Source organism: Saccharopolyspora mangrovi, assembly GCF_035320975.1.
GTDB lineage: Bacteria > Actinomycetota > Actinomycetes > Mycobacteriales > Pseudonocardiaceae > Saccharopolyspora > Saccharopolyspora mangrovi.
Genome location: NZ_JAWLNX010000014.1, coordinates 143137 through 156010, shown reverse-complemented (window position 1 = coordinate 156010; position 12874 = coordinate 143137). Strand labels below are relative to the sequence as shown.

General features: G+C 68.8%; 14 protein-coding genes. 4 read left to right on the top strand and 10 right to left on the bottom strand.

Features of this window, described 5'->3' with window-relative positions:
* Positions 1 to 1494, bottom strand: a complete 1494-nt coding sequence (locus tag R4I43_RS20435) for an ArnT family glycosyltransferase (RefSeq protein WP_324267266.1) — start codon at positions 1492 to 1494, stop codon at positions 1 to 3.
* 181 nt (positions 1495 to 1675) lie between these two features.
* Here R4I43_RS20435 and R4I43_RS20430 point away from each other — a divergent pair, with 181 nt between their 5' ends.
* Both R4I43_RS20430 and R4I43_RS20425 read left to right on the top strand, forming a co-directional pair.
* The gene (locus R4I43_RS20430) at positions 1676 to 1909 is read left to right on the top strand and encodes a hypothetical protein (RefSeq protein WP_324267265.1); all 234 of its coding nucleotides are present in this window, start codon (positions 1676 to 1678) and stop codon (positions 1907 to 1909) included.
* A 10-nt stretch (positions 1910 to 1919) separates the two neighbouring features.
* Complete coding sequence (locus R4I43_RS20425; RefSeq protein ID WP_324267264.1) at positions 1920 to 2741, top strand: MBL fold metallo-hydrolase; 822 nt, start codon at positions 1920 to 1922, stop codon at positions 2739 to 2741.
* A gap of 545 nt (positions 2742 to 3286) precedes the next feature.
* Here the strand turns inward: R4I43_RS20425 and R4I43_RS20420 are convergent.
* From R4I43_RS20420 to R4I43_RS20405, 4 genes are all read right to left on the bottom strand, one after another.
* Positions 3287 to 3745, bottom strand: coding sequence for a DUF2243 domain-containing protein (locus tag R4I43_RS20420; RefSeq protein ID WP_324267263.1), 459 nt, complete (start codon positions 3743 to 3745; stop codon positions 3287 to 3289).
* Positions 3746 to 3925: 180 nt separating this feature from the next.
* A complete protein-coding gene (locus tag R4I43_RS20415) occupies positions 3926 to 4501 on the bottom strand; it encodes a hemerythrin domain-containing protein (protein WP_324267262.1) in 576 nt (191 codons plus the stop codon).
* A 592-nt stretch (positions 4502 to 5093) separates the two neighbouring features.
* Positions 5094 to 6386 (bottom strand): SLC13 family permease, encoded by a 1293-nt coding sequence (locus tag R4I43_RS20410; RefSeq protein WP_324267261.1) that lies wholly within the window; start codon positions 6384 to 6386, stop codon positions 5094 to 5096.
* Between the two features lie 36 nt (positions 6387 to 6422).
* Complete coding sequence (locus tag R4I43_RS20405; protein WP_324267260.1) at positions 6423 to 7175, bottom strand: GntR family transcriptional regulator; 753 nt, start codon at positions 7173 to 7175, stop codon at positions 6423 to 6425.
* 69 nt (positions 7176 to 7244) lie between these two features.
* Here R4I43_RS20405 and R4I43_RS20400 point away from each other — a divergent pair, with 69 nt between their 5' ends.
* Entirely contained in the window at positions 7245 to 8036 is a 792-nt protein-coding gene (locus R4I43_RS20400) for an amidohydrolase family protein (RefSeq protein ID WP_324267259.1), read from the top strand.
* Positions 8037 to 8438: 402 nt separating this feature from the next.
* A complete protein-coding gene (locus R4I43_RS20395) occupies positions 8439 to 9317 on the top strand; it encodes an IclR family transcriptional regulator (protein WP_324267258.1) in 879 nt (292 codons plus the stop codon).
* Here R4I43_RS20395 and R4I43_RS34350 read toward each other — a convergent pair.
* The 5 genes from R4I43_RS34350 to R4I43_RS20375 are packed head-to-tail and all read right to left on the bottom strand — an operon-like array spanning position 9305 to position 12863.
* Positions 9305 to 9547 (bottom strand): glycerate kinase, encoded by a 243-nt coding sequence (locus tag R4I43_RS34350; RefSeq protein WP_407691278.1) that lies wholly within the window; start codon positions 9545 to 9547, stop codon positions 9305 to 9307. The two genes, R4I43_RS20395 and R4I43_RS34350, sit on opposite strands and share 13 nt — an antisense overlap.
* Positions 9438 to 9665 carry a glycerate kinase gene (locus tag R4I43_RS34345; RefSeq protein WP_407691277.1) on the bottom strand — a complete coding sequence of 76 codons (228 nt, stop codon included), beginning with the start codon at positions 9663 to 9665 and terminating at the stop codon, positions 9438 to 9440. Before R4I43_RS34345 ends, R4I43_RS34350 begins: the two co-directional genes overlap by 110 nt.
* 30 nt (positions 9666 to 9695) lie before the next feature.
* Positions 9696 to 10673 carry a 2-hydroxyacid dehydrogenase gene (locus R4I43_RS20385; RefSeq protein WP_324267256.1) on the bottom strand — a complete coding sequence of 326 codons (978 nt, stop codon included), beginning with the start codon at positions 10671 to 10673 and terminating at the stop codon, positions 9696 to 9698.
* Positions 10670 to 11620 carry a beta/alpha barrel domain-containing protein gene (locus R4I43_RS20380; protein WP_324267255.1) on the bottom strand — a complete coding sequence of 317 codons (951 nt, stop codon included), beginning with the start codon at positions 11618 to 11620 and terminating at the stop codon, positions 10670 to 10672. Before R4I43_RS20380 ends, R4I43_RS20385 begins: the two co-directional genes overlap by 4 nt.
* On the bottom strand, positions 11613 to 12863 hold the full coding sequence (locus tag R4I43_RS20375; RefSeq protein ID WP_324267254.1) for a CaiB/BaiF CoA transferase family protein: 1251 nt from the start codon (positions 12861 to 12863) through the stop codon (positions 11613 to 11615). The genes R4I43_RS20380 and R4I43_RS20375 overlap by 8 nt, the downstream gene beginning before the upstream one ends.
* Between the last annotated feature and the right edge of the window lie 11 nt (positions 12864 to 12874).

The following is a 12874-nucleotide window of genomic DNA, read 5'->3' as shown; positions in this document are numbered from 1 at the left end:
TCACGGCTTGTACAACGATGGCCAGATCTGGTCCCACGGGGCAATCCGGCCTTCGCAGAACCAGATCGGAACCTGGGTGTTGATGCCCGGGTAGCCGAGCCGGCCCTGCCAGGTCGTGAGCTCGCGCGTGCTGCGGAAGTTCGCCCGCAGCGGCCCGGGATCGGCACCGACGAACAGCACGGCGTCCGCGTCCGGTGGCGGACCGAAGAACCAGTAGCCGCGGTGCGGGCTGTGCGCCGGGGGCAAACCGCGTTCCCGGCCGTACCGGTCCAACGCGCTGGCCTGCCAGTAGTGGCCGGTCACCACGGGCGTACCGCCCCGCACCGGCAGGCGCTGGTGCGCGCGGGAGACCGCGTCGGCCAGTCCCGGCCATCCCGCGCTGCCGCGCACCGTCGGCGCGGCCACCGCCCCCGTGCCCGGCAGCAGTCCGGGAACGACGAGCAGCAGCACCGACAGCACCGCCGAGGCCGGCAACACCACACCGATCATCGCGGCACGCCGCCCTGTCGCGGCGGTGCGGCGCAGGAGTTCCACCGACCCGGCTGCGAAGCACAGCGGGAACAACCCGGCGCAGTAGTAGTAACGGCCTCCGCTGACCAGGAACGTCACCACGATCGCCGCGCACGCCCAGCCCAGGAACCGGTACTCGGCCAGAGCCGCCGACCGCAGCAGCCGCCACAGGCCGTAGACGAAGAGCACCGCACCGGCGAACACCCCGGCCACCAGCACGGTCAACGGCACGAACGCCAGCGGCCCGCTCGCGGTGGCCGCCGTCTCCTCGCGCACCGCTCCCACCAGCCGCAGCTGCGGCCAGTCGTGCCGGTGCTGCCAGCTCAGGTACGGCACCATCGCCAGAATCGACAACCCGGCGCCCGCCCAGAGCGCGGGCCGCCGGAACACCTCCCGCGGACCGATCAGCACCGCGGCGAGGAAGCAGGCGGCCCACAGCACCACGATCAAGTACTTCGCCTGCACGGCAACGGCGCCGGTGACGCCGATCAGCAGCAGCGACAGCCCGTCGCGAAGCCGCACCCACCGCACGACCAGCCACGTCGTGCCCGCCCACGCGAGCGCATCCACCGCCTGGGTCTGCAGCATGCTGCCGCTGTCCAGCGTCTGCGGGGAGATGGCGTACGTGGCCGCGGCCAGGCCCTGCGCCCCTCGGCCGCCCCCGAACTCCCGCGCGAGGAGACCGGTGATCAGCACGCCGGCGACCGCGGTGAGGACCGCGGGTGCCCGCACACCGAGGCGCGAACCGCCGAGCGCGGCTTCCCCGATGCGCGCCAGCAGGGGCATCAGCACCGGCTGGTCGGCATAGCCCCAGCTCAGGTGGTGACCGGCAGCGAGCAGGTACAGCTCGTCGCCGTACCACTCGCGGGACCAGCTGAGCCATGCGAGCAGCACGGCCAGGCAGCCCGCGATCGAGGCCAACCGGGACCACGCCACCGGCGGCCGCGGGGCCGGCGCGGGGTGCTGCGGTCGGAGCGAGTCCACCACCACGCCCTACCCACGGCCGCACCGATCCCATGCGCGCTGCTCATCCGCGGGTGGCGCGGTGATGCGCGCCGTTCGACGGAGCCGGAGACCGCGGCCGGGGAACCACCACGCACGAGCGGGATTGACCGGCCGGTGCGCGCGGGTAACCGGTGAGGACCAGATTCCAGGTGGAGGAACCATGTCCAGCACGCCGCTGCTCGGCCGTTGGCGGGGAGACCCGGGAGAACCTGAACAACCGGAAAAGCCCACCAGCCCGGACAAGCCGACGGCACCGAGCAAGCCCGAGTTCCCGAACAAGCCGGAGAGCCCGGACGGACCGCGGGCACCCGGCCCGGAGCAACCGGACGCCCCGGAGCTCCCGGATGCGCCCGAAGGCCCCGAGGAGGACCGCACGCCCTCGCGGGTGAGGTGAGGAGGCACGGATGCCCGGCGGAACTACGGGAAGCACCGCGGAATGCGCCGTCACGTTCGTGGGCACGGCGACCACGCTGCTCCGGCTCGGGCCGTTCAGGCTCCTCACCGACCCGAACTTCGTGCGGCGAGGTCAGTGGATCCACATCGGGCACGGGATCGTCACGCGGCGCCGCACCGATCCGGCGATGACGATCGAGGAACTTCCCGAGTTGGACGCCGTGGTGCTCTCGCACCTGCACGGAGATCATTTCGACCGCGTTGCGACGCGGGAGCTCGACCGGGCGTTGCCCATCTTCACCACGCCCCACGCAGCGGGTCGCCTGCACAAGCGCGGTTTCGCCGAGTCGGTGCCGATGCCGCGGTGGAGCGAGTGGTCGACGACCAAGGACGGTGCCCGCCTCACGGTCACCTCGCTGCCTGCCCGGCACGCGCGCGGGCTGGTGGGAGCCGTCGCGCCACCGGTCATGGGGACGTTGCTGGACTACGAGCGGCCGGGGAACCGCCTCCGGTTGTACCTGAGCGGGGACACGGTCCTGCACGACGACCTCGTCGAGATCCGACGTCGGTGCCCGGACATCGACCTCGCCGTCGTGCACCTCGGAGGAACGCGGATCCTCGGCCACTTGATCAGCATGGACGGTCAGGAAGGCGCCGAGCTCGTGGAGCTGCTGCGCCCGCTTCAGGCGCTACCGGTCCACCACGATGATTACGGGTTGTTCACCTCGCCGCTCTCGGCGTTCCAGGTCGAAGTCGCCCGCCGCGGAATTCCGGGCGTGGAGTGCGTGGTCCCGGGCATGACGCTCGACGTGCCCGCGCGCGAGACCGCTTGATGCCGATCTCAATTCGGAGGCTCGTGGCGCTCCCGGTCGCCACGCGTGGCGAGTCTCCACGTCGCAGTGGACGGGAACCTCTCGTCGAGAGCCGATCGACGCGTTTCTGGAGGGATTTCCCATGGGTGGTCGCGCCGCCACCTCCACGACCTGAGCTCCGATGCCCGGCGACACGTGCTGCGCCTGACCCGCAGCCCCGGGCTGACGGCCAGGGCACGGGTCCGCCTCGCACGACTCGCTGCCGCCGTGGCGGATCGTCGGCTCCGGCAGAGTGTGAAGCTCGTCGCCGACCTGCGCCGCGCGTACGTGCACGCCACCGAGGTCACCTGTACTGGGAAATGGTGGGTCAGCGCGCGCAGGCGATCGAGGACGCCGCTCTCGTCGACACCGCCGCGGTCACGCGGACCGAGGTGGTGCGCCAACGCCAGTGGCTGGACCCGATGATCAAAATGCTCACTGATCTCCTCGATCTCGACGCCCATGATCACGTCCTTGTACTTAGCCCTCCGTGCGGGCACATCGTTCGACATCGGAAGGCCCTGCGCTCAACGCTCCAGGCCACGCGCGCGGCCCAACAAGGAACCGCCCACGATGAGCAAGATGCCCAGTGCGAGGAATCCGAGGTCGTAGGCCAGTTCATGCGGCCCCGGGCGCACGTGGTGGATGCCGAGCAGTTGGTGGTTCACGAGGCCCTCGGCGAGGTTGAACCACCCCCACCCCGCAAGCATCCAGCCCACGAGCTTGCGTCCCGCACCGGGCGACGACTCGACGGCCGAGCTCGCCAGCAGGCCGATGCCGACGAGAACGGACAGCAGGCACGCCAGGTGGAAGAGGCCGTCGGCAACCATGTTGATCCGCATCGCAGAAGCGGCCGGATACCATCCGGAAAGCATGTGATGCCATTCCAACAACTGGTGCGCAACGATGCCGTCCACGAACCCGCCCAGGCCCGCTCCCAGCACCAAACCCGCCCACGTCCACATCACCGGGGTTTGGCGGCACATTCGCACCCTCCTCGCACTACCGCGCCGCTGCCAGGAACGCTGGACACCGCGCGGAGCGCGGCACGCGCCCCTCACTCGAAGAGGTGCAGCGCCCAGGAGCGCCGCCAGCAGGGGAACGTGTTCGCCGAGAGCGGCGGTCCCGGCGGGAACGCTTCATGTCCAACGGTGGGCGTCAAGTCATCACCGGGAGCTGAGTGCGTCCTTGACGCGGTCGACCATGGCCGCGAACGGACCCGTCAGCGCCTGGGCGGCCGGGGAGCCCGCAGCACTGGGGTGCGGATGGGTGGGCGCCATGTTCTCGACCGCCTGCAGTCGGGTTCCCATGCCGCGCAGCTGGTCCTCTCCGCAGCCCCGCCGCAGGGCTGGGAACTCCTCCTGCTCCTCGTGCTCAGCGTGCTCGATCACGGAACGCTCGAAGGAGTCGAGCTTGGCGGCGAAGTCCGGGTCGGAGACGTCCATCTTCTCCAGCTCGGAGAGGACGTGGTTGGCTTCCTCCTCCTCGTGGTTGCGGGCATCGGCCTCCACCTCGCCGACCGTCTGCTTGGCCGTGGGCCGCACGACCACCTCCTCGGCGGTCTCGTGGACCGCCAGCAGGGCCCGCAGCTCGTCGAACCGCTGCTTCCTCTGCTCACCTTGCGCGCTCTTGACCTCCGCGAACAAGTCGCGGATCTCGGCGTGCTGCTCCAGCAAGATACGAACCACATCACCCTCGGGAAGCCTCGCGGCTTCCGCTCGTTCGGCCTGTGCACTGCTCACGGCACTACCCTCCGGAACTCCGGTGTATGTCGAACTGGCCACCCAGGCATAGCCCCGGCCGAAGGGCAATAAACAGCACACGGCCAAGTCATCCGCGTGACGCCCACGGCGTCCCTGCCGGTTTGACGCTGGCCGGCCTTCTCAATCGCGTGGTCACTGCTCGTCTGGAACGACTCCTCGGCTGAATCCTTCGCGCAGGGCTGATGAACGTGCTCGGAGGAATCAGCGAGTCGGTCGCCAACACGTGCGAAGTCGGGTGCGTGACTTCAGCGCTTCCCCAGTGCTCGGCGAGTCCGCGTGCGGCTCCTTGTCCCGACAGCGCGATGGCCTTGCCGAGCGCGTGCAGCACGGCCCACGTCAGCTGGATGTATCGCTCGCCTCGTGGTCGACATCACCCACTCCCCGGCATGCGCACGACCGCCCGTACCTAGGAACGAGTTTCGCTGGCCCGCAGACCAGGTCATAACGCCTAGCTTCAAGGCACGCCTACTCCACACCGGTCAAGAACGTCCGCCCTGCTTGACCAACTGAACGGTCAAGCAGGGCGCGTCGACGCGAGGCCTGTGATCGGCCAGCGTCGTCATCCCAGCGTTCAGGAAGCCGGGAGGACGAAGATCAGCCAGGCGGCGATCGGGGCGATGCCGATCATCGACATGCCCCACACCATGAGGGACCGGAACACCTTGTCCTGCTTGCTCTTCTCGGTGTTGGCGACCACGAGCGCACCACCGGTCGAGAAGGGGCTGGAGTCCACGGTGGACGACGCGACGCACAACGCGGCCGTGATCGCGAACGCGCTCAGATCACCCACGAGCACGAACGGCACGGTCAGCGGCACGAGCGCACCGAACATCGCGTTGGTGGAGGCGAAAGCGGACACCAGCCCACCCACGAGCAGGATCAGCAGGCTCGCCAGCAGCGGCGCGTTGATGCCCGCGACCGCGTTGCCGAGGCTGTCGACGACGCCGACCTCCTGCAGCATCGACACGTAGGTCACGATCCCGCCGATCAGCAGAACCACGTTCCACGCGATCCCGGAAGCGGCCTCCTTCGCGTGCGCGGGGAAGAAGACGATCAGCAGCACAGCGGCGGTCAACGCGAGGAAGCCGACGTCGAGGTCGAAGCCCACAGCGCCGATCACCAGCGCCACGAGCAGGCCGAGCGTGATCCGGGCATCGACACCGATCCGCTGCCGCGTTCCCACCAGGGTCGTCGTCGCTCCGCCCGCACCGGCGTCGTCGGTGCTGCCGTCCTCGTCCGGCTGGGCCTGCTCGGTGCGGCCCCACAGCTTCCAGCCGCCGAAGATCGTGAAGGCGACCAGGTTGAGCGCGAGGTTGAACAGGAACGTGGCGAGGAAGATCGTCGTGGGGGTGACCTGCACGCCCCCCTTGTCCAGCGCGCCTTCGACGATCGTGTAGTACACCGCGATCGGCGAGAACCCGCCGGCATTGGTGCCGTTGAGGATCGACAAGCCGACCAGCATCGGATTGATCCGGTACCGCTGGGCGAAGGCGAGACCGATCGGCACCAGGATCGCGTTCGTCGCAGCGCTGATCGCACCGATGCCGGTGATGATCGCGGCGAGCAAGAACATCACCCACGGGATCAGGACGACCCTGCCCCGCACCGCCGAAACCGATGCGGAGACCAGCCAATCAACGGTCCCGTTCGCGCGGGCGAGTCCGAACAGGAACGTCACGCCGACGAGCGTGATGAACAGCGACGCCGGGAACCCGCTCGCGATGTCATCGGTGTCGAGCCCGAAGTAGGCCGTTCCCAGTAAGAACGCGGCGACGAGTGCGACCGCACCCATGTTCACGGGCCGCCAGGTGCCGACCGCGAAGATCGCGACCAGCACGAGCACGGAAATGAGGTCAGCGGACATTGCTCACCTTTCAGAGGTTCGGGATGCGCGTGCCGGTCAGGTCAGCTCGACGCGGTAGCGGAAGGTGTCGGCCCGGCCGCGGCTGAGGCGCAGCTCCAGCGGCGTCGTGTCGTGGGAACGGGCCAGTCGTTCGATGGCGACCACGGGCTCGCCCGCGTCGAGCTCGAGCAGTTCGGCCGTCGCGGAGTCGCACCGCTCCACGGTGAGTTCCTCGCTCGCTCCGCCCACGATCTGGCCCGCGAGCCGCTCGTAGGCGGGATAGAGCAGATCTCCCAGCTCGGAGAGGTCGGCGTCGGCGATCGCGCTGAAACGGGGCAGCGGCAACCAGATCTCCTCGGCCAGCAGCGGCTCATCGGCCCGGGTCCGGAGTCGGCTGAGGTGGAGCACCTGCGAGCCGACCTCGACGGCCAACGCTGCGGCCACCTCGGCATCGGCCTGGCGCACCTCGCGCAGCAGGATGCGGCTGCCGGGCACCGACTCGTCCTCTCCCCCGTGCCGGAAGAACCGGAACAGGGAGCGATCCATCGACGCACGGCGGACGTAGGTGCCATCCCCTCGGCGCCGCTCCAGCATCCGCTCGTCGACCAGCTCCTGGAGCACTCGCCGGACGGTGCCGACCGAGACCTCGTAGTAGGACGCCAACTCCGCCTCGGACGGAATCGGAGCCAAGGGCGTCCACTCCGCGGAGCGAATGCGGCCCACCAGCTCCTCGCGAAGTCTGGCGTGCAAGGGCAGTCGGGCATCGGCGCGCTCGAGCGCCTGCCTGCCGAGAGGGGACGGCGTTGTCATGACGAGCATGATTACCTCTAAACCTTTAAATGTCTAGAGTTATGTTCCGCCGGGAGCTACGATCGGTGCGTGACCACCGTCGACAGCCACGCGCACGTCTTCCACCGCGGCCTCCCGCTCACGCCCGGACGGCGATACACCCCGGACTACGACGCGACGTGGCACGACTACCTGGACGTTCTCGATGCGCACGGCGTCGGCAAGGCGCTGCTGGTGCAGCCCAGCTTCCTGGGAACCGACAACACCTACCTGCTGGAGACCCTGCGCGAGCGACCTGACCGGTTCCGCGGGGTCATCGTGGTCGACACCGGCCACCCCACGGCCGCCGCCGGAGCCGCGCCGGCCATGCACGACGCCGGAGTGCGGGGCATCCGGCTCAACCTCGTCGGCACGGCCACCACCGCACCCAGCGGACCCGGCTGGGACACCCTCGCCAACCGGATGGCCGACCTCGGCTGGCACCTCGAAGTCCAAGCCAGCGGCGAGCAGTGGGACACCCTCGCACCACACCTCCGCCGCTGGCCGAGCCCCGTCGTCATCGACCACGTCGGCCTGCCCCAAGGCCAGGAAGACCCGCAGTGGAAGCGGGTGCTCGACCTCGCCACACTCCCCCACGTGTGGATCAAGCTCTCCGGCTTCTACCGCAGCCCCGCCGGTGCGGCCACCACCGCCGCACGCCAGATCAAGGACAACGCCGGCGTCGAACGACTGCTCTGGGGAAGCGACTGGCCCTGGACCCGATACGAGCGAGACCGACGCTACGACCAACTCCTCCACGAGCCCGCCACCGTGCTGGACACCCCAGCCGACATCGAACGCGTCCGCAACCACAACCCGGCCCGACTACTCGACTGGCACTGAGGGCAGCGCACCGCAGGCCCGACCAGACGAATAGACCCTGCGTCGCGGCCGGAAAATCAGCCGGCACGCCGCCCCAGCCCCGTGCGCTCCGCGTGCCACCGGCTCGTGACCAACAGGACCAACCAGCGTCGAACTCCCACAGCCGCGACCGGTGATCAACTGCCCTCGTCACACGACCTGGCAGGCACCCTGGTCCAGGTCTGCGTGCCGACACCGGAGATGACCGCTTCGAGATCCCGCTCATCGAGTAACTCGGCCGCGGTGGCTCGCTGAAGTCGTTGGTACGGCGACTGCTGCCCTCTCGGGACTTCCCGATGCTCGTCGACAGGCGAGGTGACCAACTTCGACGCGAATGCGCATCTCAAGTGCCCTTCGGCTTGAGGTTGCCGCCAGCAGATCAGCATGTCGATGGTGCAGCGGCCCAGGGGCGCATCGGGCCGCGGTTGGGAGGATGTCGCCGGTATTGTGGAGCTGATGAGCACTGATTCGTCCGCTCAAACCGGAGCAAAGGAACACGGTGACGCCGGGGGGCGACCGTTGCTCGTGCTGGGCAAGATCGTCGCTCTCCTGGATGCGTTCACACTGCGTCAGCCGGAGCTTTCGCTGCGCGAGCTGCAGGAGGCAACGGGTATGCCGCAGTCAACGGTGCAGCGGTTGGTGTCCAACCTGGTCGCTCATGGTTTCTTGGATCGGGTTGATGACCGGGTGCGGGTGGGCGTGCGGATGGCGTACTGGGGTGCGGCCGCGGGCAAGGACCTCGATGTGCTGTCGATCGTCAACGATGTGCTGCGGGAGCTGCGGGAGGTCACCGGCGAGACAGCGTGCTTGTTCCGCGTCGAGGGGCACCAGCGTGTGTGCGTTGCCGTGGCGGAAACTCGGCATGCGCTGCGTCGTGCGATGAGTGTCGGCACGGTTCTTCCGTTGACGGTCGGCTCGGCGGGGCGAGTTCTGCTCGCCTGGTCACCGGGGCTGCTGGACGAGGTGCTCCTCGAGGACCTGCCTCGGATGACCAGCGAAACCGTGACCGACCCCGAAGAGCTTCGCGCACTCGTCAGCAGGACCGCTTCGGACGGTTTCGCCGTGACGGTCGGGGAACGAGTCGACGGCGCCTCGGGGGTGTCGGCACCGGTGTTCGGTTCGACGGGCGAGCTCGTCGGTGCGGTCATGGTGCACGGTCCGACTCTGCGCCTGCCCTACGAAAAATGCCTCGGCCTGGTCGATCCCGTGGTGGAGCACGCCGAGCGGATCACCCGTGCGATGGGCGGCCGCTACCCCAGCTGACCCCGCCTCGCAGCAGATGCGCGCAGTCGCAACGCGATGGCTCTCCCCGCCTCGACCCTCGCGGATTCGTCGCTGGCGACGAGCACCTGGTCGAACTCGCTGGCCATGTCAGCGAGATCATCACCGACCGAGCCGACGACTGCGAAACGACGGAGGCGCGACGCTCTGGCCAGCAGGGCTGCGATGATCTTCCCATCGGTGCTCTGCGAGTCGAGCCGGCCTTCGCCCACCGGTGAGCACTTCGATGGTGCCCTCTCCCCCGTCGGCAACCGGCACGAGGACGGGATGAGCGCCTCCGTCGGCGAGTCCACGCCCGATCGCCGCACCCACCTCGTCAGCGCTGTACATCCTTGAAGCTGTCCGGGGCCACGACAACCTTCATGCTCGCCACGCCTCCGGATTGACCAGGTGTGGGGGTCGTTCACCACGGGCCATCGCGATGGCGTTCGCCGCGCACAGCCGTGCCATGGTGGTTCGGACCGGGCGCGTGGCACTGCCGAGGTGCGGGAGCAAGGTGGTGTTGGGCAGATCTGCGAGTCCATCGACGACAGTGGGTTCCCGCTCGTAGACGTCGAGCCCGGCGCCGGCGATCTCGCCGTCGCGGAGGGCATCCACCAACGCCCTCTCGTCGACGATCGGGCCGCGCGCGGTGTTGATCAGAATGGCGCTGGGTTTCATCGCTTTGAACGTGGTGGCGTTGACGAGGTGGTGAGTTTCCTCGTTGAGGGGTACGTGCACGGACAGAATGTCGCTGTCGCGCACCAGCTCGTCGAGCGGTGCGCGCTGCACTCGCCCGGCGAGCGCGCCCAGTTCGCTGTCCGGGACCGGCCGCCGGCTGGCATAGCGGACGGTCATGCCGAACCCGAGCGCTCGTTGAGCAGTGGCCCGCGCGATCCGGCCGAACCCGACCAGGCCTAGTTCCGCGCCGGTGACATCGGAGCCGAGCAGCAGTTCCGGTTCCCAGCCGGTGAAGCGTCCAGTTCGGAGGAAGGCATCGGCTTCGACGCAGCGGCGCGCGGTGGCCAGCATCAGCAGCATCGCCAGGTCGGCGGTGGCGTCGGTGAGGACGCCGGGCGTGTTGCCCACCAAGATGCCGTGCCGGGTGGCGGCAGCAACATCGATGTTGTCGTAGCCGACGGCGTAGTTGGAGATCCCCCGGATCGCGGCGGATGCCAGGAGTGAGTCGTCGAAGGTGTCGGTCAGTTGCGGGACGACAACGTCGTACTCGCGGGACGCGCACGCATCGGTGAGCTGGGCACGGGTGAGTCGGTGCGCCGGGACCTCGACGTGTCCGGCTTCGCTCAGCATCGTCATCGCGGGCTCGGGGAGGCGCACGGTGACCAGGAACCGGCTCATCGGCAGCTCACCTGCTCTCCCGTGGCCCACGGGAACGCCGTCGCGCTCGACCGCGCGCCCTGCGTGGCACGAGAGCGGTTCGGTTCGCCGAGCTCGGTGAGCAGCCCGGTCGACAGCTCCACCACACGAGCGAACGACGAAGGAGCGAGCCAACCGGGACGCAGCGCGAACAACAAGTCCTCGGTAGCGGAGTTGCCGCTGGCGCCGGGCGCGAACGGGCAGCCGCCGAGGCCACCGAGCGCCCCGTCGACCTCGCTGGCGCCCGCAGCAGCTGCGGCGAGCGAGTTCGCCACGCCCAGACCCCAGGTGTCGTGCCCGTGGTAGACGATTCGGCGAGGCGGGGTTGTGTCGGCGACTTGGTGCACCAAACCGCTGACCTGGGCCGGCACTGCTTGCCCGAGGGTGTCGCAGAGGACGATGTCGGCCGCGCCTGCGGTGCGCGGATCGCGGGCGATGTCGAGCACCCGTTGCTCCGGCACGGCACCGTCGAACGGGCAGGTGAAAGCGGTGGCGATGCACAGCTGAATCCGCCCGCCGACGGCCCTGGTGCGGTCGACCGCCTCGGGCATGGCCTCCAGGCTCGTTTCGGTGCTGCGGCCGATGTTGACCTGGTTGTGCTTGTCCGATGCCGACAGGCAGTACTGGAAGTTCACCGCGCCCGCGGCGGCGGCCCGCTCAATGTGGCGCGGGGTGGCCACCCACACCCAGCAGCGCGCCAGTTCCTCGGCGCTGAGGTTCTCGATGACCTCGACTGTGTTGGCCATGGGAGGAACGAGGTCTGGGCGGGCGAGCGAACCGATCTCGACGGAATCCACTCCCAGTTCGAGCAGTTCCCGGACCACTTCGAGCTTGCGTTCGGTGCTCAGCGGTTTGCCCGTCAGTTGCAGCCCGTCCCGCAGGGTCACGTCGCGAATCGCGATCGCGGAATGTTGTGCGTGCTCAGGCAACGCGCTGCTCCATCTCGTCCAGAACCTCGTCAATCTCGCGGTCGTCCTTGCCCAGCAAGTCGGCCAGCACCTCGCGAGTGTGCGCGCCGAGCTCCGGAGCGGGGTTGCGCAGCGGGAGGGACTCCCCGCCGAGCACGGGCACGACGCCGGGAAACCCGATCTCCGAGGGCTGTTCGGCCCCGGTGTCGACCTTCAACGGCTGGATCATCCCGCGGGCCCGGTACTGCTCCTCGGCGCAGATGTCCGCCGCCGTGTTGATGGGGCCGGCTGGAACGCCGGCCTCGTCCAGAGTGCGCAGCACCTCGTCACGGGACAGCGTGCGGGTCCACTCCTCGATGGCCGCATCGAGTTCGTCTCGGCGGTTCCAACGACTGGCGTTGTCCTGAAGGCCAGGGTCGTCGGCGAGTTCGGGGCGTCCGATGGCTCTCATGTAGCGGCGGAAGATGGAGTCACCGTTGCCGGCGACGACGACGCTGTGCCCATCGGCGCACTGGTAGGCGTTGGTGGGAGCGATGCCCTCCATGCGGCCACCGACGCGTTCGCGGTGCGTTCCGTACGCCAGGTAATCGGGGACGAGGGATTCCATCATGGAGAACACGGCCTCGTGGAGGGCGACGTCGACAGTCCGCGAGGCGAGCGGGGAACGTCGAGGTGAGTTCCCGCGTGACGCCTTCTGGAGCAGCGACATCACCACCCCGAGTGCGGTGTGGAGCCCAGCGATCGAGTCACCGATGGACACCCCTACGCGCGATGGCGGCCGGTCAGGTTCGCCCACGAGATGGCGCAGACCGCCATAAGCCTCGGCGACCGCGGCGAATCCCCGCCGATCCGCGAGCGGGCCCGTCTGCCCGAACGCGGAGATGCGGGCCAGGACCACATCGGGGTTGGCCGCTTCGAGCTGTTCGGGCCCCAGGCCCCACTTTTCGAGGGTCCCGGGGCGGAAGTTCTCGATCACGACCTCGCACTGGCGCACGAGATCGAGAGCGATCTCCTGGCCGGTGGGGCTGCGCAGGTCGAGCACGATCGACTTCTTGTTGCGGTTGATCGTGTGGAACAACATCGAGACCCTGCCCCGGTAGAGCCGCCATGTTCGCAGCTCGTCGCCGCGTTCGGGACGTTCCACCTTGATCACCTCGGCACCGAAGTCGGCCAACACGCGGCCTGCGGTGGGACCGGCGATGTAGTTGCCGAACTCGAGAACCCGAATGCCGGCCAAGGGCAGGCGATCCTCGTCGATGTGCATGGATTTCCTTT